We start from the raw sequence: 21,178 nt of genomic DNA on the forward strand, positions 1-21,178 counted from the left end.
CGGTACGGACGAGGAAGCGGCCTGTAAGATACGAACTGGACGGTTTCTTTCACCGGCCTCCCGACGTTCACCACCCTGAGGAGGGAGGAGGCAGAGTGGCTGAGCAGCTACGAGCCATCCGTACCCGTCAGACGATTCTTTCGGCTGCGGCCAAGATCTTCGAGGAACACGGGTACCAAGCGGCCACGATCTCCCAGATCCTCACCGAGGCAGGCGTCACCAAGGGCGCCCTGTATTTCCACTTCCACTCCAAGGAAGACCTGGCTCAAGGCGTCCTCGCCGAGCAGGACCGGCGGATCATCGTCCCTCCCCGCGCCTCCAAGGTGCAGGAGATCGTGGACGTCGTGATGCTGCATGCCCACCAGTTGCAGACCGACCCCATGGTCCGCGCGGGCGTGCGGCTGACCATGGACCAGCTGGCGCAGAGCCTCGACCGCAGCGGCCCGTTCCTGCGCTGGGCCGAGGTCGGCCACGAGCTGCTCCAAATGGCGCAGGCCCAGGGCGAGTTGCTGCCCCACATCACGCCGGCCGAGACGGCCGATGTCATCGTGGGCTCCTTCGCCGGCATCCAGTCCATGTCGCAGGCCGTCTGCGAGTACAACGACCTGGTCCGCCGGGTCTCCGCCCTGATGCGTCACGTGCTGCCCAGCGCGGTGGTGCCCTCCGTCCTCGCCTCGCTCGACCTCTCCGAGGGCCGGGGAGCCGCGGTCTACGACGAGGCGCTGAAGGCGGCCGACATAAGGGACCTCGTCGACACGGCCGGCTGAGCACCGCTCGTGTCTGCGGGCCACTGTCAACGGTGCCCCGCAGACACGGCGCCCTCGACGAAGTACGCCGACAACGCCTGCCTCAGGTCATGGCCGCCGGGCACCCAGGCGATGTAGCCGTCGGGCCGCACCAGCAGCGCCTCGTACGGCACCTCGGCGGTGGGCCGGGCGCGGACCACGTTCAGAATCCCCTCCCACCCCCGGGCCGCCTCCCGGTGGCCGTCGCTCTCCTCGCCGAGGAGCAGCAGCAGAGGCCTGCCCTCGCGCAGCAGCCCCATCACATCCGTCTCGCCGTCCGCCGTGCTGAGCACCGCGTTGCGCAGGAACGTTCCCGTCGCCCCGCCGGAGGGCCCGCCGGTCCGGTCCGGAAGCACCGTGTCCTGCGCGCTGATCATGTCGCCGAGGTGCCCGTGCGCACGGTCCGCCGACAGAATTCCGGTGAACACGCCCCGCAGCGCATCGAGTTCGGGACCTGACCGCATCAGCGCGAGCTGCGCCTGTGTCTGTTCGATGACCTTCCGGGCGACGGGACGGCGCTCCAGGTCGTAGGTGTCCAGCAGACCCGCGTCCGCCGATCCGTGCACCGCCAGCGCCAGCTTCCAGCCCAGATTCAGGGCGTCGAGCACCCCGGCGCTGAGGCCCTGTCCCCCGATCGGGAAGTGCACATGCGCCGCGTCGCCCACCAGGAAGACCCGCCCCGCGCGGTAGCTCCGGGCCAGCCGCGCGAAGTCGCTGAATCTGCTGAGCCAGCGCGGTGCGTCCATCGCGATGTCCCGGCCCGCGATCCAGGACACCTCCTGCCGCAACTCCTCCAGCGTGGGAGGCAGCTGCCGGTCCGCATGGGCGCCGGTGCAGTTCAGCGTCCGGATGTGTGTGCTGCCCCCCGCATCGTGCTTGGCCACGATCCAGCCGCGCGGGGTGCGGTGCCAGCCCTTGGCGAGCGCATCCGGCTGCGCGAGCGTGACGGTACCCATGAGCGCGGACACCGTCGCCGGATGAGTGTCGGAAGCGATGCCCACCCGGTCCCGGACCGTGCTGCGGGCGCCGTCCGCCCCCACCACGTACTCGGCGAAGCAGACCACACTCCCCTCCGGCCCCTCGGCCATGACCCGTACCCCGCCGTCCTCCTGGACGACCTCGGTCACCCGGTGCTCGCGCAGGACCCGAGCCCCGGCCGCCCGCGCCCGCGCCCCGAAGTGCCGCTCCAGCTCCGCCTGGGGGCACTTGAGGATCGGCTCGGGTTCACGTGCAGGAGCCGTGATCACCAGTCCGGGCAGACCTGCGAAGTGGAAGGGGCTCTCCGCCGCGCCACCGGTGTACGGGTACCCGTCCCCCGGCAGGTGGCCACGCCGGGCCAGCGTCTGCACCGCACGGGCATGCAGCGTGGTCGCCTTCGGCTGGCCGGACACCTCGGCCCGGGACTCCAGGAGCACGGTGTCGACTCCGTACCCTGCCAGTTCGGCGGCGACGAGCATGCCGACCGGTCCCCCACCGACCACCACGACCTGTGCCCGTACCGGATGTTCCCCCTGCACAGCGACGCCTTCCCCTGGCCGTGATCCACCCTCGCAACGGGAAATATACCGGAGGGACTGTTTCTAATCCATCCACCGAAGAACGGGATCCCGGGAGCCGAAGCCAAAGCTGAGGTCGAGGCTGAGACCGTCGAGGCCGAGGCCGTGGGGCCGAGGCCGTGGGGCCGAGGCTAGGGCTGGAGCTCCCGCATCGTGGACGACATCGGTCCGCCCTCCGAACGCTCGGTCTTGTGCCCCTTGCTGCCCGGCGCCAGCGTCCGCACGTCCACGGCCTCCGCCGGCGCCCCCCTCGCGTACAGCCCGTCGGGCTCGGTGTCCCGGTCGTGCGGCAGCAGCCAGAACACCCGCCGCCTGAACGTGCCGGAGGAACGGGACGGCTTGGCCTTCGGGCCCAGCAGGGCGTACCCGACCATCCGGCCGTCACGGTGGTACGCGGGTCTGCCACGCCGGGTCGGCAACCGGTCCAGGCTCTGCCGGACATAGTCGAGCCGACTGATGTCCTCAAGCCAGACGAGGTCCATCTCGTCGACGATCTCGTCCTCTGCGATGAGGGCACTCATACTGTCTCCTCGTCCGCGAGCAGGCCGATGCCCGGGTAGTACTTGCGCTGATTGGAAAGGATCATTTCCTTCGGTGACGCCAGTCCCACCACCTCGCGGACACGTGCCGCGAAAGCCCGGGACGATATCGCCGGAGCACCCTCATTCTGGCACCAGCTCCTGTAGGCCGCGTAGAGCTGCGACTGCTCCGCCCGCAGATCGGCCTCAAGCCGACAGGTCTCGTGGACGAAGCGCCCGGTGTGGTCCTCGGTCTCGGCGTACGCCGTGGTCGCGATGCGGACCCGCTCGGGGCCCGCCAGGTCCTTGTCGCCGCCCAGGTAGCGACGGGCGCCCTCGATGAGCCAGTTGAGGATGCCAGGCCCCTCCTGAGTGACGAGGATGTCCGCCAGATTGTCGATCTTGCGGTCGTCGGAGACGACCCGCTCGAACGGGATCAGCCGCATCCGCCGCCAGAACGCGAACCCACCCGTGCCCACCTCGGGGCGGTGGTTGCCGAGCAGCCACATCTTGTGCGTCGGCTCGAAGCTGAAGAAGTCCTGCCGCATCCGGCGCGCCTTGATGCGGTCACCACCGGTCAGCAGCTTGACCCGCGCCTCGTCGAAACGGTCCCCCGGCTTGACCTCACTGCACACGATCACGCGCCGGCCGTGCAGCTCGGCCAGGTCGGTGGGATGCCCCTCGTACGGACGTGACATCAGGAACCCCGGAGGCGCCGCGTCCGCGTAGTCCCCGAGCAGCTTCATCAGCACATCCAGCAGTACGGACTTGCCGTTTTTCCCCGAGCCGAACAGGAACGGCATGACCTGGGCGCCGACATCCCCGGTGACGGAGTAGCCGAGCAGCAGCTGGAGAAAGTCGATCATCTCCGCACCGTCCGGCCCCTCGCCGAAGGTGTCGGTCAGGAACCGGTTCCAGCGCGGCGTCGGCATCGGCTCGGGCGCGGCCGAGGTGGACCGGGAATGGAAGTCCTTCGTGGGCTCCGCAGGACGGATGCGCCCGGACCGCAGGTCGACGACGCCCGCGGGCGTGCACAACGCGTACGGATCCGCGTCCAGCCGCGCCGCGTTGAGCACCATCCCCGGGGCGGACTTCGCCTGCGTCAGCATCGCGTTCATCCCGCTGGTGCTCAGCGTGCGGCGTCGGTGCTGCTGCAACGCTGTCGGGGTGTAGACGCCTCGCGGATCGGTGGTGGCAATGGACTCCGCCAGATCGCCCGCCGACCACATCACCGTGTCGTCCTCGTCGATCTGCCACCGGGTGCCGTCCCACCGGTACCAGCCGATCCCGGGGACGTGCCGGTAGTCGTTGCAGTAGAGCTTGACGAACAACTTGGCGTTACCGCGGTCCGTCAGCGTGTCGGGCAACAGCCCGTCCGCCGTCGCCTCACCGTCCCCCTCCGGGGCGGCCACAGCCTCGTACCGCGCGGACTCCTCGCTCTGCCGGGGCGCCGGGACGGGCTGCGCAAGGATCTGCGCGGCCACCGCCTGGACGTCGAAGGCAGACAGTGCTCTCTCCTCGTCCACACTCACGCCCGCCCCCCGAGGGACAGTGGACGTGCCAGACCTGCGCTCAGCCCACTCCGGATGATCGCCAGGCAACGCCGCTGCTGCCCCGGGCGGGCCTGCTCGGCCGCATCCTGCAACACACGCGTGGCTTCGGCCTCCGTCATGTGCCCCGCCGCGACCAGCCCCCCTGTGGTGTACGCGGCCCGGTTCAACTTCTCGGAGAACGCGGCGCCTTCGGGTACTGCCGCACACGCTGCAACCTCGGCAAGAACACCGGTCAGCACCCGGTCCCCCGCACCGCGGCCGCCACCGGCCGCGAGAACCGCCTGCCGGGCACGGGGCGGCACCGGCCGGGTCCCCGGCACGGACGCGGACGGCAGATGCCCGGTGCGCTCCAGTTCCCTGGCGAGCCAGGCGGGAAGCGGAGCCGGAACCCGTACGGTCCCCACGGGCCGGTAGATCCCTGCAGGGGTCACGGTCCCGGGCGCCACGATGTACCCACCGTGCGCCCGGACATCGACCTGCCAGGCGAGGGCACGGCCGCCGCCCGACCCGGAGGAGCATTGCCACCGGTGCCCGCCGTCATTGCGGTACCACACGTGTAGTCCCCCGGACGGGGTGCGGACCCGGAGCGTCGACTCGTCGTCCGCCGGGCTGGCCGCGCCGCGCAGTGCAGCCAGCACGCCCAGGGTGTGGAAGCCATTGGCCAGCCCCGTCAGGTCGACCCCGGCGGAGATCCCGACACCGGGCAGCAGCCGGTCACGGTCGGGGAGTTCACACGCATGCGCATCGATATCAATGACCACGAGGCCGGCCGGACCGGTGGCGACTCCCACCCCGAGATCGGGCCGGGATCCCCACCACTGCTGGATCCGGTCGAAATCAAGCGTTGCCGCATGAAACCCATGACACCAGCGACCCGCACGAATACAGTCGCACCCCCCTCGGGCATGACCTTGAACACGGCACACCTCACAGTTGCCCACAGGCGTCTTACGGCCCGGAGCAAGAGGATGAACCGGCCACCCCTGGCGCGCACACCACGAGGCAGTTGTCAGAGGCTGCGAAGCGACCGATGCAGATCTCACGAACTGCCGTGGGTCGCTGCGCGAAACCTGCAGCTCAGCTGCCATTCACTTCCCCCATCAGCGACTGAAGCGACTCAACTCCCAAAATCAGATTAGCGAAATCTAAGGGAGAGGAGAGGCACATGGGGCAGAACAGGTGTACGCATCTGCAGGATGCCCGAGCGACGGAGCGACCGAGACCCCAGAGACCGACAGTCGCTCAGTCGCTGCCGGACAGGCACACAAAACACCAGGTCACAGACGTATGCAACACAGAACAGCGACTGAAGCGACTCAAGCTCGCTATATATGACGCACACACGCGCTCACACGCACACGCACGAATGTCTCCATATACCTGAAACTTGAGTCGCTTCAGTCGCTGTTCCCCCAGCAAGCCCTTCTGACCTGCGGTTTTACATTTCTGATCGAAGCGACTCAACACTCATTCAGTCGCTGACGTTCAGTCGCTGAGGCCACTCCCCCACCATCCGAACCGCTCAAGCCCGTCTGCAGCCAGGCTCAAGCGGCTTCCCCATTACGACTGCTCTCACCGGTGCATACCAGCCAATCGCGCCTGCCGGCGGGCACGAACCTGCAGGCCGGACAACCGAAGTTCAAGCACATCAGCACCAACACGCCTACTGCGCCGAACAGTTCTTCGCCGCACCCCGACAACCGCCCTGGGGCGGGCCGGGTACTGACGTCGCCCCGGCCCCGACCCGTCCTCACCGGGCTATTCACCGAACGGAGTTGCTGCCTTCGGCGAGGATCCTGTCGACGAGGATCTTCCGCTGCGCCTCGTCCATCTTCCTCAGTACGAGGTCGGCAACCTGATGACCGTCGTGCCAGGGCATCTTCGTCACCTTGCCGAGCGCGACGATGCCCGACTCCCCAGGCGCGAGCTGAGCCGGTGCGACCTGGTGCCCGGCATGCTCCGACCGCTGTCCGGGCACCTCATCGTGTGTCGCCGATGCCGGCTCCCGGGCCTCGGAGCTATCACGCCGTGATAGCTCAGCCTGCCGAGCTTCGGGATTATCACGCCGTGATGGGACGGCCTGATCCTCACTCGGGCTATCACGCCGTGATAGGGCAGCGTGACTCTCCTCCGAACTATCACGCCGTGATACTTCTTCCGGTCCCTCCCCCGGATTATCACGCCGTGATACTGCCGCCCCCTGCTCCCCGGAGCCACCCGAAGCACCGGCACCAACTGACTCCTCGACCTCTCCCCCGACCTCCGAGCTATCACGCCGTGATAGCTCCCGCACTGCCGAGCGCCGCTGAACCCCCGCGGCAGCCCGCGCATCCGCCTGCTGGCGCTGCTCATCGGGCGGCAGCTTGGAGAGATTCCGTACGTGCTCGATCTTGCGGCGCCCCTCCACCAGGTCCGCCTGAAGCTGAGGGTCGAGGTCGAGAACGGAGAGCTTCGACGAAATGGTCGACTGCGCAATGCCGAGCCGCTTGGCAGCTTTGGTCTGAGAACCGTAGAAGTCGACGAGCGTACGAAGGGCCTGAGCCTGCTCCAATGGGTTCATGTCGTCGCGGTGGACGTTGGCCACGAAGGCCGCCTCGAGCAGCGCTTCATCCGTAGAGACAAGGGCGTTGTCGACGCTGACGCGAATCTTCGCAGCTCCGGCAAGACGTGCTGCGGCAAGACGACGGTGACCGTCGACGATGATGTACCGGGCCCCCTCGTCGAGGTCGGCCGCGCGATGCGGCCGCTCCTCCAGATAAGCCTCGATGGAGGCCACGGTCACGGCGTTGACGAGGCCGATCTCTGCGATGCTCTCCGCCAGCCCCTCAAGATCGCGGAGCTCCTCGCGGGGGTTGTCAGGGTTCTGGCTGATGAGATTCAGAGAAAGCTCGGTCGGCTCGGGCACACCTGCCGTCGGCACGCCCGTAGCAGCGCCGATCGCGGCCCGACGAGCGCTGATGGGTCGGGCCTGGGCGAAGGAGGCGCCGGCTCCGAGGTTCTTGGCCTTACTCACTTGCTGATCTCCCGGGCGAGGGCGCGGAGGGCAACGGACTGTTCGCAGCGGGGCGCGTAGGCAAGCAGGGGCCGCTTGGCACGAACGGCTTCCTTCTGCTCCTTGAGGTCTCCGATGACGCCCACGACACGCGGATCCTTTATGGCCATCCAGGACTGGAGGGAGGAGGTGGCGATGTACCCGCGGCGGGCGTCGTAGTGGTTGACGACCAGCCCGAGGTAGTCGACGTCGAGCGCGAGGTCATTGCGCATGTCCTCGATCTGCGACGTGAGCAGTTCGTAGGCGTCGGCGCTGCTGTCCTCGGCCTGGACCACGATGAGAACGCCGGAGTTGCCCGGCACTTCCTGCGGGCGACGGCGCCCGTAGTAAGTAGCAGCGTCCATGCTGAGCCCGAGGCTGGGAGGGCAGTCAATCAGGATGACGTCGTAATCGGGCTCGACCGCGGCAAGGGCGCGTTCGAGAGCCGCTTCGCGTGCACGGACGGAGGCAAGTCGCACGTCGAGAAGGAAGGCATCGGTGCAGGCGGGCAGAAGGTGCAGACGCCTGCCGAACCGGTCCTCCTCGATCGTCACGATGAGATCGCTCAGTGAACCCTTGCCGTCACCGGCCATGTGATTGGTGAGAGAGTCCCCGTCCATGGCGAGGGGAGCATGGCCGAGCTGCTTGGTGAGGTGCCCCTGCGGGTCGAAGTCGACGAGCAGAACGCGCTGTCCGAGCCCGGGCAGATCCTCCAGAGTGAGCGGATCGTTGGCGGCCTCCTCGTCCTCTTCGAGGAGTGCCGCGAAGTGCTTGGAGACGCGGACCGGCACAAGGGCGGTGGAGTCCTCCGCAAGAGCTTCGCCGGTCCCGGCAGTCACAGCGGTCTTGCCGACGCCACCCTTCTGATTGCAGATGACGACGCGTCGGACGATATCGGGGCGCCGAACAGCAGGCGCGGGATGACTGTCCAACCAGACCCGCACGGACTGGGCCAGGCCCTGGATGAGCGAGACTCCGCGGCGCTTGCAGTCCGAACGGAATCCGGCCCACAGCTGGGAAGGCAGGAACGTCGCGAAGGATTCCGCCCCAGATGTATCGATGGGGGAGAGGTTGGAGCCGAGACCGCGCCATGCAGTGATGCCGGCTTCGACGGCGTCCTGCATGTCGATGCCGTGCTGAACGGCGCGGACCTTGAGTTCCTGGCGAAGCCAGGAGGGCAGCTTCGAGACGACCTTCTCTCGGTCGCCCCGGATGTCGGGTGTCGTCATAGTCCGTCACTCTACTAACGCCGTAGATCAATTAAGCGCTCAACACGTTAGCTGTGTCGTCTTTTTCGCTGTGGGGGAGCTATCACGCCGTGATAGCTCCCCCACAGCGCCCCACCACGAACCGGAACGTCCGAATGTGCGGGAGAGTAGATCCAAACGAACCAACATCACCTATAATGCCCCACTCTGCGCGCGAGCCTCAGGGCATCTTGTCCATCGCGGGTGCCGACTCGGCCTCGACTCAGCCACTGTGCCGTCGCGGTCCGCCGGGTTCACTGAACCGCGGGTGGTCAAAGCGGCACAGTGGCTGATCGGAGTGGGTGGCTCGGGTGGGCACTCCCGCCGCAGAGTCCATGAACCTATCGTCGGGGCTGGCTTTCGTGGGCCGAGGTTCAGTCAGGCGAGTAGAGAGTCCAGCCCGTGACCCCTCCTCAGGAACGGTGCTAACGCCTCCCGTTGCCGACTCACGACCCCAACAAAGCACAGCCACCACAGCACGCACTCCGGCTTCGCACACTGCCCGTACGTAGCGTGCGGCTCTTCTTTTATAAGAGGCGCCGGACCCCAGCAAGGCTCTGACCTGCACATATGCGATGTTGATCATGCTCTGGCCGACACATTTGGTGGGTCGAAATGTTAACCTGGCCAGCACATTTGGCCCTGAAAGTAAGGCTCAGCCTAACTTTTCAAACCGACCATGATCGCCGGAGAAACCGCAGGTCAGGGGAGTGGCGGTTCCAGGCGAACACCCCAGCCCGTGGCACCGATTCGATCAAAATGTGCTGCAGAACGAAACTGGAAGTTAGGCTCACGCTAACTTTCACCGCTTTCGTGCACCAAAAGTTCGGCTCACGCAAACTTTTGAGGCGCATCCGTCACCCCTTCAGACTCGAAGCGTGTCGAGCCGTCAAAAGTAAGGCTCAGCCGAACTTTTGGGATAGCCTCGGACCGCCTGAGCAACAAGGAGGGTCCAGTGACATCTGAAACGCCGTCGCGCCAGCCGCGTCGGCCCCGAGCAGTGCCTTCTCCTGCGTCCTCGCCGGAGAGCAACGCCGTGTTCGACGACATCCTGAACCTGTTGGGTGAGCAACTCGGCACGAATGTCCCGGAGGCAACACAGCCAAGGACAGGGAAACGCAAGCTCAAGGGCGTCACCTTCGAGTACGAGAACGACCCGCGGTCCGTCCACAGCTTCGCCGGAGGCGCCGGCTACAGCCTCGCCAGCAACTGGTTCACGCAGTTGCTGCCCCAGCTCTTCATCGCCAACGGCATCACGAAGAGCCAGCTGTGCGTGTTCCTGTACGTGGCGGGCGGGCAGCGCCCCGGCACGGGGATCGCGGAGTACACCCAGCAGGAGATCACTGATGGCCTGAACGGCCTCGCAGCCAAGAAGCCAGGCGCCAAGATGATCACAAGGCCCACGGTGAACCGTGCCGTCCGAACCCTGTGCGAGTACAAGTGGCTCGAACCAGCAGGAAACGGACGGATTCGCCTCAATGTCACTCTCTGGTTCCAGGGCAACAGCACCGCCCAGCACGAGGTGCTCGCCCAGATCGCCGCGGACCACGATGACGATCCGAGCGCGTTTCCGCACAGAATTGGTCCTGAGCTGGTTCACCACCAGGAAGCCCTGGACCTTAACCTGGATGGCGAAGTGCCCGAGCCTGTCAGAAGGAAGCGCACCGGGTGATGTCCGCTACCAAGGCAAGCCGATTCGATATGGAGGAAGGCACCGATGGCCGTTGCAGTCATGTCGCCGCTCGTCGCTGAGCGCATCTGGGCGCTGCCCATCGGAGCTGCCCCGGTGAAGTTCCTTCAGTACCTGATCTTCCGGAGCGAGAACGGCGGCGCACTGCCGAGCCAGCGCGAGATGGCGGTGGAGTACAAGGTGAAGCCGCCCACCGTCAGCGCGCTGATGGAGCCGCTGTTCGAGCTGAACCTCGTGCTGCGCTCCCGCGCCGAAGGCCGCGGGGGCAACCGCTATCGACTCCACCCGCTCGCCGCCAAGTACGAGAGCGTGACGGACATGGAAGCCGCCTTCGCGTACGCCCTCGAAGAGATGAAGAGCGGCAAACTGCCGACCATCCACCTCCCGGAATACCGAGCAGCACCGCCGGCCGAGGGACGCCCAGACCTCCGCATCGCCTGACCCGACAAAACAGAGGCCCCGCCATCAACGATGGCGGGGCCTCTGTGCCTGAACAACAAGTTGTGCCCTCACTATACCGGTACGCGCGAAGGTCGGCGAGGCGCCGCCGTCGACAGCCCGCCACCCATGACCGCACTGGTGCAACCGACCCCGAGCCCAAGCCGACGGGCCGCCTCGCCGCCGCCCTGAACGTCCCGGTGTACGGCGGCCGCCCAGATCCATCCGGTATTACCACCGTCGCCCCACCCAACGCCCGCCCCAAAGCTGCATCGCCCCAGCCCGACCCCGTCCTGAAGGCGCAGCGCATGGTCAGCTGCGTTCCGCAGACGGACCGGCCGCACCGTAAGAACACCAATAACAAAAAAAGCACTTCGAACCCAGGGAGACTAGCGAGTCCGGGCCCTCGCAGACGAACATGGAACGCATGAATGATCAGCCCGCACGATGGACCCAGGCCACCGTCTACCCCGACATGTGGACTGACCCGGACAAAGACCCTCGCAACAGCGAAGGAGTCGGTCCGGATGGCGAACAAGCCACGCTGGATGGCTACCTGACGGACTATCGGTTGACCCTGCGGATGAAGTGCGAGGGCCTGGATGCGGAGCAGATGGCCCGTCGCTCGGTGCCGCCGTCGACGATGTCGCTGCTAGGCATGGTCCGGCACCTCGCTGAGGTGGAACGGGACTGGCGTAACTGGATCAGTGACAATGAGCCGCTGCCGAAGCTGTACGGCAAGCGTGACGCGGACTTCGACGAAGCCGTCGCCGATCAGGCCGTGGTCGATGCCGCGTACGCCGATCTGGAGCGCGAACAGGCCGCGACCGACGCCGCGCTGGCCGAGCACCCGGACCTGGGCGAGCGTCTAGGAAAGGACAGGATCTCCGTCCGGGAGCTGCTGGTGCACAGGATCGAGGAGTACGCCCGTCATTGCGGGCACGCAGACCTGCTGCGCGAGTGCATCGACGGAAGAGTGGGCCAGTGACCAGAGGCCGCCGTGGAACTCGCCACGGCGGCCTCTGAGCCCTTGTCCGGCAGATCTCGCCGGACAAGGGCCTCAGCGCTTGAGCATGAAGGCGAAGTCACCGGAGAGCTTGCTGTTCAACCGGGTCGCGGAAACGAGATTCCCCTCCGTGACCAGCCTCTCGACCTCGGTCCGTGAGAGGCCGAAACCCTGAGCGATCAGTTGTACGGGCCGGATAGGGATCCGTGCTGCGAAGCGTACCGAGACGTCATTTACCTCGTGGTCCAGATGATCTGATCTTCCGGTATCGAGGCGCCAGGCGTTGCCCCAGTCGAGAGCGATGCGGTTACGACGCCGTATGACCGGATCCTGGAGCAGCTCGGCTGCCAGGCCAGGATCGTTGCCATGCAGCCGGCCCAGCAGCTCAGGCCGTACGGAGCGCACATTCATCCGCTCCAGGACTGCGAGCTTTGTCGTTTGTCCGCAAACGGTACAGAGCGCGAGGAGCCAGGCATCGATGAGTTTGTGGTTCGCGTTGACACGGAATTTACCGCTTGTCCGGAACCGCTCGGACGCGCACGAGTGGCAGCGACGGCGAACGAGCGGCAGGCAGGTGGGCATGACTACCCAGTTGTTGAGCACAGAAGTACACCGTTTCCAGTGAGAAGTCCGCAGCAAAAAGCAGCGCGGCGCACATGCGCGACGCGCGACAGATCAGCGCTCGGGAGGTCTCACAGGGTGTACAACGGCATGTCCTTGCCTGGACGATGTGACTCGGGCAGCACGGTATAGGCGCTCAGCGCCGCCGTTCCACTGTTTTTCGACCATGCCTGTGCACGGGTGAGGAAAGAGTGACGAGCAGAGCGATCAGCATGTTGATGGGGCGCATACCAACTGCGACCAGACCGTCGGCCTCCCCGACCGCGAGGAATCCGTCCGCCGCCGGGCCCGGCGGTACCCCGACGAACGGACCAAGCCATCACGTGCCGGTAGGGCGGTTCCGCCGACGGACGCACCCATCCCAGCACCAGCAAGACGATGACCTGCAGCGTCGACCACGCCGGTCACACCCCGGACCGTATCCCGCAGCGATAGAACGCCGCGCAGAAAGGTCCGTGCAACCGAGCAGGCAGCGCACGACGTACAGATCACTCACTCATTACCCCGGTCCGGGCACCGACTGACACTCTGCAACAGTCCCTCACGACCGGGCCGCGCCCCAGCCCGGGCGAGCATGTCCCCTCCCCAACAACAGAATCCCTCTCCCGCTCCCAGACGAACGGTTCAGCCCCCACACCTCTGGCGGGTCAGGCCTGGAACCGGCGCGGCGGACCAGTGGTCCATCTCGCGGCCGACCGACCACTTCGGAGCCTCAATGTTCACAGTGCCTGGCGGCGAGAACCAGTACAGGGCCCCACGCCCATACAGCCCTCGGGCTGTGTCACAGTCCCGCTTGTAGTCGATCCAGCCTTCGATCCCGAGTTCCCGCAGCACGGTCAGGACACGGCGCAGGTCGTCGACGTCGCGGTAGTCCCGGGTATAGACACAGGCCCGGGTGAAGTCCTTCAGGACTTTGGAGCAGGTTCCGAGGTACCCCTCGATCGTGGCACCCTGGATCCGTTCCCACAGCTCCAGGCCGATGCCCTGCCTCGATTCAACCCCCTGCTCAGGGCCCTACAAACACAGATCCGGGCAAGAAACGACTCTCCGAGCTGCTTCAACTCTTCCCCGCTTCTACCAGCGCATGCCGAGGGCATCGAGGTCTGCCCGGCGTTGCCCGGTGAGCCTGTCAGCACGCTTGTGCACGTTGTCGAGCCATGTGCCGGGCTTGACCACCACAGGCCCTACAGGCGTTCGACGTGCTTCCGAGGCACCCTCAGATGCCCCTAACGAGCATGGAACTGCTGCGCCGCCGCCAGATTGACCGCCCACATATAGTCCTGCGTCCGCCGCACCGGAAGGTCCTCGTCCCCAGCCGGCGCCATCCCGAGAACGTTCTCCAACAGCCACTGCTTCGCGGGCAGCAACTGCTCCCACCCGTGCCGTTGCACAGTGACCCAGCGTCCGAGATCTCCGCCCTCCCCGGCCGCCGCCGGTGCTGTCCTGCCTTTCTGGAGGAGGTTCTGGACAAGGCGAAAGCAACGTTGCCACCCCGCATCCCATAACGGGCACCATCCCGGATCGATCTCCTCCGACGCCGCCCGCCGTGCCTCGGCCAACGCGCCGACGGCAAGGCCGGCTGCCACTGATCTGCGGCCCGGGCAGCGGAACCGTCCCTTTTCCAGACTGCGAGGTGTCTCATGAGACACAGGCGACCCAGTTGCCTCTTCCCCACCAAGCCATTGGCTCGGCTTGCACTGGCGGTGGGCCCCGCTGGTCTGCAGACTGTCAGCCCGAAACATCAGTGCCCGGAAGGCGAGATACCTTGCTCCTCACGACTGGCAGTGTCGTCATCTTCCTGTGGCTGGTCCTCTTTGCGTGGGTGGGCTGGAGGCGGCGCAAGCATGGCGGCGGTGGGGCATTAACCGCTGAGGCATGGGGTGAGCTCTTCCATCCGTCGCAGCGCCACGTCCAGCAGGAGCGGGAACGCCAACTCGTTCTCCGTGACGACGCCGATTCCGGTGCACCACCCAGCTCGGTTGACCTCGACTCCGGCAAGGCGGTCATCCGCCCTGTGCGGAGCCCAACAAGCCGGTCCGACGCGCCCTGACGGCTCGATACATCACCCGTCCGTGCACGGCTGCCAGGAGTCCTCGGGTTCTTCCAGCCCTACGCATCCGCCGGACCGGCAGAAGCTGGCCGTCGTGCGGGAACGCTTCTCCCCGGACCGGCATGCCAAGGTCCGGCCCTGGGCGGCCGATCTGCAGGTCGGGTTGGTTTGTTTGCCGACCTACGACTCCTGGCTGAACCGTATGGGGAAGAGCTCACCCGGTGATGGACGCCCAGCGTGACGCTGCGCTGGTTTTCGCGACGGGGATCACTGGCACGATGCTGCGAACATCCGTAGGCGCATCAGCGTCGAGCGTATTTCTACTCCAGCAGCTTTCCCCAGGTGCAGTAGCTTGCCAACACCCCTGGGAACAGCCAGCTGCCGCAGAGCAGAACAACCGGAGGATCACGCATGCCTCGAGAAGCCCCGTACCTCGCGGTGGCAGACGCCCTGCGCACGCGGATTCTCGCGGGAGAGTGGGAGATCGGCGAGCGTCTGCCGTCCCGGGCGAGGCTCGCCGAGAAGTACGACCTCGGGCGAAACGTCGTGCAGAGGGCCATGGACCGTCTGATCACCGACGGTCTCATCGAGGGACGTGCCGGCTCAGGTACATATGTCCGCGTCCCGCGCGAACGCCTGCGACTGGTTCGCTCCCGGCACTGGGATCGCAGGTTCGGTTCCTTTCCCGGCTCGGTGCGCGGGCGGAGTGGTGTCGGGCCGTTACGATGCTGGGCGCGGCGGCCCTCCACTCGATGCCGGATCTGGACAACGAGCCACCCGCATAAGGGTATTCCTTCCTCATCGTCCTTCAGTGTCTTGTGTGCCGGGCGCCCTCGCGCCAGACTCTGGAGATCGTCTGACAACGATGTCAATTATGTGGAGGCAGACAGCATGCACAGTGACAGATCCCTGGCCCCCGGCATCCCGGGCGCCCTGCACCTGCGACGTCCGGGGCCGGCGCTCCTGGCGTGGGCCTTCGTCATCGCGACAGCGCTCGTCGCCGCGTTCCTCCCGCCGTTCGCTACCACCGGCTGGGCGGACACCGACCGGTCCAACGTGGACCTGGTCAACCCGTTCATCGGGACGGCGGGCCAGAGCGCCACCGAGTACGGCGGCATGATTCCCAGCACCGCCCCGCCGTTCGCGATGACCCGCTGGTCGCCGATGACCCGGCAGAACTACGTCAGCCGGACGCCGTACCACTACTCCGACACGAAGATCAGCGGCTTCATCGGCACCCACCAGCCGGCCATCTGGATGGGCGACTCCGGCTACGTGTCGGGCATGCCCGGCGTGGGCCCCGTGAAGACCAAGGCCGACGACCGGGCGCTGCCGTTCAGCCACTCCGACGAGCACGCCGCTGCGGACCGCTACTCGGTCGAGATGCAGGCCGGTTCGGGCCGGACGCTGAAGACGGAGATGACCGGGACGTCTCGCGTCGGCCTGCTGCGTACGGACTATCCCGAGGGCGCGGACAGCAACTTTGTGCTGCAGGCGACCCGTGCGGGCGTCACCGGCAACGTGCACATCGATCCCGCCGCCCGCGAGATCACCGGCTACAACCCCGACCGCCAGGACAGCAAACTCGGCCCGTTCAAGGCATCGAACTTCAAGGGGTACTTCGTCGCCCGGATCGACACCGGCTTCGACAGCTACGGCACGGCTACCGGCGGGACGCTGCACGAGGGTCAGGGCGACCGCACCGACGGCGACGTGTCCGCGTATGTGCGCTTCCCCTCCGGCACCCGGACCGTGCAGGTGCGGATCGCGACGTCGTTCATCTCGCTGGAGCAGGCCCGTGCCAACCTGGCTGCCGAGGCCCCGGACGACCAGTCCTTCGAGCAGATCGCCGACAAGACCCGCGCGCAGTGGAACCAGAAGCTGAACCGGGTCCGGCTGCGCGGCGCGACCGCCGACCAGAAGGCGGTCTTCTACACGTCGATGTACCACGCGCTGCAGTACCCGTCGGAGAACTCCGAGCACGGCCGCTACTACAGCGCGTACGACGACCAGGTCCACTCCGGAATCAGCTACACCGGCTACTCGCTGTGGGACACCTTCCGAGCCGAGAACGCGTTCCTGACGCTCTTCGCCCCCGAGCGGATCGACGGCATGGTCACCTCGATGCTGAACGACTACCAAGAGGGTGGCTGGCTCCCGATGTGGAAGAACATCACGGAGACCAACATCATGGTCGGCACCAACGCCGACTCGGTGATCGCGGAGGACATCGCCAAGGGCTTCACCGGCTTCGATCGCAAGCTTGCGTACAAGGCGGTGTACAAGGACGCGATGACCCCGCCGGACAGGGACACCGAACTGGCCTATTCCGACCGCCAGCAGGGAACTCCGGTGGAGGCACGGGCAGGCCTGACCTATTACAAGCGGAACGGCTGGGTCGCTGCTGACCACACGGCGGAGTCGGCGTCCCGCACGCTGGACTACGCGTACGAGGACTGGGCGGTCGCGCAGGTCGCGAAGGCGGTCGGCGAAACCGAGGACGCGGAGATGTTCCTCAAGCGCAGCGCGAACTACAAGAAGCTCTACAACCCCGCGACCGGCTTCATGCAGGCCCGCAATCTGGACGGATCCTGGGCCGACGGCGGCTGGACCGAGGGCAACCAGTGGGTGTACACGCTCGACGTCCTGCACGACGTGCCGGGGCTGATGGATCTGATGGGCGGCAAGGAAAAGTTCGCGTCGTGGCTGGACGGCTACTTTGCCAGTGGCCACAACAACCACACCAACGAGCCGAGCCACCACGCCGCCTACCTCTACGACGACGCGGGCCAGCCGTGGAAGACGCAGGCGAAGGTGCGCGAGATCGCCGCGGCGAACTACGCGAACCGCACGGACGGCCTCAGCGGCAACGAGGACTGCGGCCAGATGTCCGCCTGGTACGTGCTCTCCTCGCTGGGCATCTACCCGGTCAACCCGGCATCGGGGAAGTACTCGGTGGGCAGCCCGTTCTTCGACCAGGCAAAGGTGCAGCTGCCGGCCGCGTCCCGTCCGCTGGTGATCAGCGCCTCGGGGGCGGCGGACAAGCAATATGTCCAGTCGCTGTCGCTGAACGGCCGGAGCGTCACCAAGCCGGTGCTGAGCCATTCCGACCTGCTGCGAGGTGGCCATTTGCGCTTCGCGATGAGCGACACCCCGCAGAGTTGGGGCGCTTCGGCGTCGCCGATGCAGGGGGCGGACGCGCACTGAGGACCGGCGGAAGGCATGGAAGGAAGGTGAGCCGAGGCACGGAACAGGAGGCGGAGAGGGGAATGGAGGGGCTGCTGCTCGCAGTAGACATGAGTCAGCGAATACCCGGCCCGGACCCTATGAAGCGGCAGACGCGCCGAGACGCGGGTGGTGCCATCGTGGCCGGGCTCGCCTGCCCGGTAGGCCCGCTGAGCCGGCGCTACGAAGCTTGGTTCTCGTTCTGTGGTCGCCTGATCATGTGACTCTGGAACGATTCTGCTGGTCGGTGACACCTCCAGCAGAGCCGCAAGACGGTCCGGATCCACGTCGGATCCGGACCCGTCCCGCATCAGCACCCACAGCCGCCTCTTACCAGCGCATCCCGAGGGCATCCAGGTCGGCCCGGCGCTGTTCGGTGAGCCTGCCGGCACGCTTCCGTACGTTGTCGAGCCATGTGCCGAGCTTGACGACCACGACCTCGTCAGCGCCTGCCTGATGGCCGCCCGGGCCTGCCGTGCCCTCCGCCGCTCCCGCCAGGTGTTCGACGTGCTTCCGGGGCACCCGAAGATGCCCCTCACGCGCGTGGAACTGCCGTGCTGCCGCGAGGTTGAGAGCCCACATGTCGTCCTGCGTCCGTTTCACCGGCCGCTCCGCCTCATTGGCGGGTTCGATCCCGAGGACGTTCTCCAGCAACCACTGCTGCGCGGGCAGGAGCTGTTCCCACCCATGCCGCTGCGCCGTGACCCACCTCCCGAGGTCTTCTCCTTGCACGATCACTTTGCCGGCCGCTACCGGTAGGGCCCCGCCGTTCTGGAGGAGGTTCTGGGTGAGCCGGAAGCACCGCTGCCATCCCGTGTCCCAGGCAGGGCACCAGCCCGGGTCGATGTCCTCCAGCGCCGCGCGCCGAGCCTCGGTCAACGCACCCGCACTGCTCTCGACAGCCAGGCCGGCCTGCCTTCGCTGCACGATCTGATCTGCGGCTCGGGCGGCGTATCGCTGGTTCTTGGTCCAGGTCCCGACCGGATATCCGTCCCATACCGCAGTCGTGGGCGGCAACAGATGCCCGTGCACGGTGGCCCAGGCACGGGCGGCGGTGAGGCCTTCCTCGAACGCGACATCTTGGTGCGACCAGACCATGCCTAGCCCGGTCAGCTGTTCCACCCGCCCCGCATCCAGGCGTCCGGCCTTGTGGGATTTGCGCTGGTCGGCGAGCCAGGTCCCGAGCGGGAACCCGGCCGGCGCCCAGCCTTCCGGGGTGACGTAGTCGTACGGCACCCGCAACTGCTGCGCCCCGGTCTCCTTCACGTACCGCACGCATGCCTGGATACCGCGCCGCCAGAACGTGTTCTCCGGCTCGAGCACCCGCAACTTCACGAACCGCGCCAGCAGCGCAGGATCCCGGGGCGTGCTGAACTTCAGCAGCTCCTGTGCAGGCGTGCTCGGTCCCCGCTCGCCCTCCGGCTCTTCCCGCTCAGCTACCGTCTCGCCTTCCCCGGCACCCTCCGGGAGCCAACTCCCGCTCCGGACACGCGGATCCGCTAGGTGCTCGATCGTTTCGGTGTCGTGCGCTCGCAGCGCTGAGAGGACCTTCGCGAGGGTCCCATACGCCGGTGAGGTCAGCATTTCGTCCGGGCTTTCACCCGGAGCGAGAAATACCGGAACGACCAGAGAAGCAATTTTCCCTTCCCCGGGCTTGATTCTCAGGGCGCGTCCGACCATTTGCACGATATCGATCATCGACCCCCGAGCGTCACAGAATGCGACGGAATCACAATTCGCGGTATCGACACCCTCTCCCAGCACTTTCACCGAGCTGAGCACCCGCAACGCCGCTGGCACCAACCCCTTCCCCGACCGCCGCCCACCCCTGCCGTGCCCCCCTGCACCCCCCTCGACCAGCTGCACCTGGTTCTGGTTCGTGATGGTGTCGGAGGCGAACTTCTCCAGCACGGCATGCCGGTGGGCGGGTGGGTGTTCGCCGTACAGCCAGTCGGCCCATACCCGCTCCGGCTCCGGGTAGCGTCGCGGATCGTTTTCCCATAGCTTCCGGGCCGCGTCGACGACGCCTGTGGCCATGGCTTCGGCCTCACTGACCCGGCTGTGGAATGTCAGGACCTTGCGCAGGTTCTCTTCGGCGGCCGCGGTCACGAGCCCGGTCTGCAGTGCGGCGAGTCGTGCTCCGCGTGCGGCGTCCGATCCGAGCCCGGCCTCCTGGCGCAGTTGGTGGAACTCGGGATCGGAAATATCGAGGCACACTACCTGGTACGGCGCCACCAACCCTCGGCTCACTGCCTGTGAGAGCGTCAGTTTGTATGCCACTGGCCCGAATACCCGCGACCCCGGATCCATGCTCGCGATCAGCCGCGGCTCCCCGCCCTCACCACTCCGGGCATGCTCGGGTGCTTCCCAGATCCGGGCCGTGGCGGTCATGTACAAACGGCGGGTCCCCGGCATTTTCGTCTGGTCGTGCACCGCGGCCCACGGCTTGCCCCCGTGCCCGCTGGTGCGGTGCGCCTCGTCGATGACCATCAGGTCCCACGCACCCAGGCCGGCACCATGGGCGTTCTGGAGGATGCCGAGGCCGACGGCGGCGTACGTGGCGAACACCGTGACCCGCTCCAGAGCCCTTACCCAGGAGACGAGTTCACCCGGATCGGTCGTGCACGGCATACCGTCGGAGTCGTCGGCCCGAAGCGAGCACACCCCGACCATCGCCCCCGTACGGCCTCCTTCCCGCCACGCGGCCGCGGTCTGGGTGAGCAGATCCAGTGTCGGGACCAGGACCAGGACATGCCGCGCGCCGAGTTTCTCGGCAGCCGCGACGGCGATCAGGGTTTTCCCGGAGCCGGTCGCGGCGATCACCTGGGTCCGCAGCCCCTCGGCCGGCAGGTGCCCGCTCGCAGGCGTCTGCAAGACCCTCAGAACCGCGTCGACCGCCTCCACCTGATGCGGAAACAACTCCTTCAGCGTCACCAAAGTTTCCTCTCCTCGACCGCTTCAGACATATTTCCAAGCCAGAAAAGACCCGGATCCCTGTGTAGCAACATGAACTTTTCAGCGACAACCAAGACACAGACAATCGACCCCAGGGACGGCGGCAGGGTGTCGGCTCACACTCCTTAATCTAGCTTGGTATCAAGAGTGACGCATACCGACTGCAGAAGTGTTTCTGAACCGCCAGTCTGTCATCTGCCAGGGCCGTTCCTGTCAACCCCTGAACTCTCCTGACAAGGACTCAAGGGACCAGAGATCGGGCAGGAAGCCCCAATCTTCTCCCAGCAAGGCAACCCCAACCCGTAGCCAGCCAAAGGGCCATGCGGAGCATGGCCCGCCGCCCGGTTCGCGGAGCGATCCGGGCCGCAGTCAACGAAGTTGACTGCCCGGGCCACGGAGTGGACCGGCAACCCCGGACGAAGTCCGGGAACAACGCACGGAGTGCGTTGTCGTCTTCCGCCGCGTAGCGGCGGCGCGTCGTGTCTGCGGAGCAGACCGCGCGC

Annotated in this window: 15 protein-coding genes and 1 pseudogene; 7 read left to right on the top strand and 9 right to left on the bottom strand. The window is 66.6% G+C overall.

All coding sequences use genetic code 11. From position 1 onward, the window contains the following. Positions 1 to 95: 95 nt before the first annotated feature. Complete coding sequence (locus ACFYY7_RS39270; RefSeq protein ID WP_388669318.1) at positions 96 to 767, top strand: ScbR family autoregulator-binding transcription factor; 672 nt, start codon at positions 96 to 98, stop codon at positions 765 to 767. Positions 768 to 793: 26 nt separating this feature from the next. Here ACFYY7_RS39270 and ACFYY7_RS39275 read toward each other — a convergent pair whose 3' ends face one another. The 6 genes from ACFYY7_RS39275 to ACFYY7_RS39300 form a co-directional block, all read right to left on the bottom strand. Continuing rightward, positions 794 to 2,302: an FAD-dependent monooxygenase gene (locus ACFYY7_RS39275; protein WP_388669321.1), complete on the bottom strand. Its 1,509-nt coding sequence runs from the start codon at positions 2,300 to 2,302 to the stop codon at positions 794 to 796. A gap of 170 nt (positions 2,303 to 2,472) precedes the next feature. Beyond that, positions 2,473 to 2,862, bottom strand: a complete 390-nt coding sequence (locus ACFYY7_RS39280) for a DUF6009 family protein (RefSeq protein ID WP_124723573.1) — start codon at positions 2,860 to 2,862, stop codon at positions 2,473 to 2,475. After that, a complete protein-coding gene (locus tag ACFYY7_RS39285) occupies positions 2,859 to 4,391 on the bottom strand; it encodes a phage/plasmid primase, P4 family (protein WP_388669325.1) in 1,533 nt (510 codons plus the stop codon). The genes ACFYY7_RS39280 and ACFYY7_RS39285 overlap by 4 nt, the downstream gene beginning before the upstream one ends. After that, positions 4,388 to 5,500, bottom strand: coding sequence for a bifunctional DNA primase/polymerase (locus ACFYY7_RS39290; RefSeq protein WP_388669328.1), 1,113 nt, complete (start codon positions 5,498 to 5,500; stop codon positions 4,388 to 4,390). The genes ACFYY7_RS39285 and ACFYY7_RS39290 overlap by 4 nt, the downstream gene beginning before the upstream one ends. Before the next feature lie 674 nt (positions 5,501 to 6,174). Then, on the bottom strand, positions 6,175 to 7,425 hold the full coding sequence (locus tag ACFYY7_RS39295) for a ParB/RepB/Spo0J family partition protein (RefSeq protein ID WP_388669331.1): 1,251 nt from the start codon (positions 7,423 to 7,425) through the stop codon (positions 6,175 to 6,177). Further along, positions 7,422 to 8,672, bottom strand: a complete 1,251-nt coding sequence (locus ACFYY7_RS39300) for a ParA family protein (protein WP_388669334.1) — start codon at positions 8,670 to 8,672, stop codon at positions 7,422 to 7,424. Before ACFYY7_RS39300 ends, ACFYY7_RS39295 begins: the two co-directional genes overlap by 4 nt. A 1,054-nt stretch (positions 8,673 to 9,726) precedes the next feature. Between ACFYY7_RS39300 and ACFYY7_RS39305 the strand changes: the two genes are divergently transcribed. From ACFYY7_RS39305 to ACFYY7_RS39315, 3 genes are all read left to right on the top strand, one after another. After that, positions 9,727 to 10,362, top strand: coding sequence for a hypothetical protein (locus ACFYY7_RS39305; protein WP_388669337.1), 636 nt, complete (start codon positions 9,727 to 9,729; stop codon positions 10,360 to 10,362). A gap of 45 nt (positions 10,363 to 10,407) precedes the next feature. Beyond that, on the top strand, positions 10,408 to 10,821 hold the full coding sequence (locus ACFYY7_RS39310) for a hypothetical protein (protein ID WP_124723568.1): 414 nt from the start codon (positions 10,408 to 10,410) through the stop codon (positions 10,819 to 10,821). Positions 10,822 to 11,236: 415 nt separating this feature from the next. Beyond that, on the top strand, positions 11,237 to 11,806 hold the full coding sequence (locus ACFYY7_RS39315; protein WP_388669340.1) for a DinB family protein: 570 nt from the start codon (positions 11,237 to 11,239) through the stop codon (positions 11,804 to 11,806). Between the two features lie 72 nt (positions 11,807 to 11,878). Here the strand turns inward: ACFYY7_RS39315 and ACFYY7_RS39320 are convergent, their stop codons facing one another. Then, complete coding sequence (locus ACFYY7_RS39320; protein ID WP_388669343.1) at positions 11,879 to 12,427, bottom strand: DUF1062 domain-containing protein; 549 nt, start codon at positions 12,425 to 12,427, stop codon at positions 11,879 to 11,881. Between the two features lie 642 nt (positions 12,428 to 13,069). Continuing rightward, positions 13,070 to 13,426 carry a putative phosphothreonine lyase domain-containg protein gene (locus tag ACFYY7_RS39325; RefSeq protein WP_388669349.1) on the bottom strand — a complete coding sequence of 119 codons (357 nt, stop codon included), beginning with the start codon at positions 13,424 to 13,426 and terminating at the stop codon, positions 13,070 to 13,072. An 841-nt stretch (positions 13,427 to 14,267) separates the two neighbouring features. On the opposite strand from ACFYY7_RS39325, the gene ACFYY7_RS39330 reads away from it, so the two are divergent. From ACFYY7_RS39330 to ACFYY7_RS39340, 3 genes and pseudogenes are all read left to right on the top strand, one after another. Beyond that, a complete protein-coding gene (locus ACFYY7_RS39330; protein WP_388669352.1) occupies positions 14,268 to 14,495 on the top strand; it encodes a DUF6191 domain-containing protein in 228 nt (75 codons plus the stop codon). Positions 14,496 to 14,906: 411 nt separating this feature from the next. After that, positions 14,907 to 15,101 (top strand): annotated as a pseudogene (locus ACFYY7_RS39335) (winged helix-turn-helix domain-containing protein); the annotation flags it as partial. A 285-nt stretch (positions 15,102 to 15,386) separates the two neighbouring features. Continuing rightward, positions 15,387 to 17,702, top strand: coding sequence for a GH92 family glycosyl hydrolase (locus ACFYY7_RS39340; protein WP_388669355.1), 2,316 nt, complete (start codon positions 15,387 to 15,389; stop codon positions 17,700 to 17,702). A gap of 348 nt (positions 17,703 to 18,050) precedes the next feature. Here ACFYY7_RS39340 and ACFYY7_RS39345 read toward each other — a convergent pair whose 3' ends face one another. Continuing rightward, positions 18,051 to 20,654, bottom strand: a complete 2,604-nt coding sequence (locus ACFYY7_RS39345) for a Helicase associated domain protein (RefSeq protein ID WP_388669346.1) — start codon at positions 20,652 to 20,654, stop codon at positions 18,051 to 18,053. Between the last annotated feature and the right edge of the window lie 524 nt (positions 20,655 to 21,178).

This window comes from Streptomyces sp. NPDC001933 (genome assembly GCF_042890955.1).
In the GTDB taxonomy this organism is placed as follows: Bacteria; Actinomycetota; Actinomycetes; order Streptomycetales; family Streptomycetaceae; genus Streptomyces.

Bases quoted from the DNA above. Each gene is read 5' to 3' on its own strand.
- ACFYY7_RS39280 (WP_124723573.1), bottom strand. From the start codon at position 2,862: ATGAGTGCCCTCATCGCAGAGGACGAGATCGTCGACGAGATGGACCTC.
- ACFYY7_RS39290 (WP_388669328.1), bottom strand. From the start codon at position 5,500: ATGGCAGCTGAGCTGCAGGTTTCGCGCAGCGACCCACGGCAGTTCGTG.
- ACFYY7_RS39300 (WP_388669334.1), bottom strand. From the start codon at position 8,672: ATGACGACACCCGACATCCGGGGCGACCGAGAGAAGGTCGTCTCGAAG.
- ACFYY7_RS39310 (WP_124723568.1), top strand. From the start codon at position 10,408: ATGGCCGTTGCAGTCATGTCGCCGCTCGTCGCTGAGCGCATCTGGGCG.
- ACFYY7_RS39315 (WP_388669340.1), top strand. From the start codon at position 11,237: ATGGAACGCATGAATGATCAGCCCGCACGATGGACCCAGGCCACCGTC.
- ACFYY7_RS39340 (WP_388669355.1), top strand. From the start codon at position 15,387: ATGCACAGTGACAGATCCCTGGCCCCCGGCATCCCGGGCGCCCTGCAC.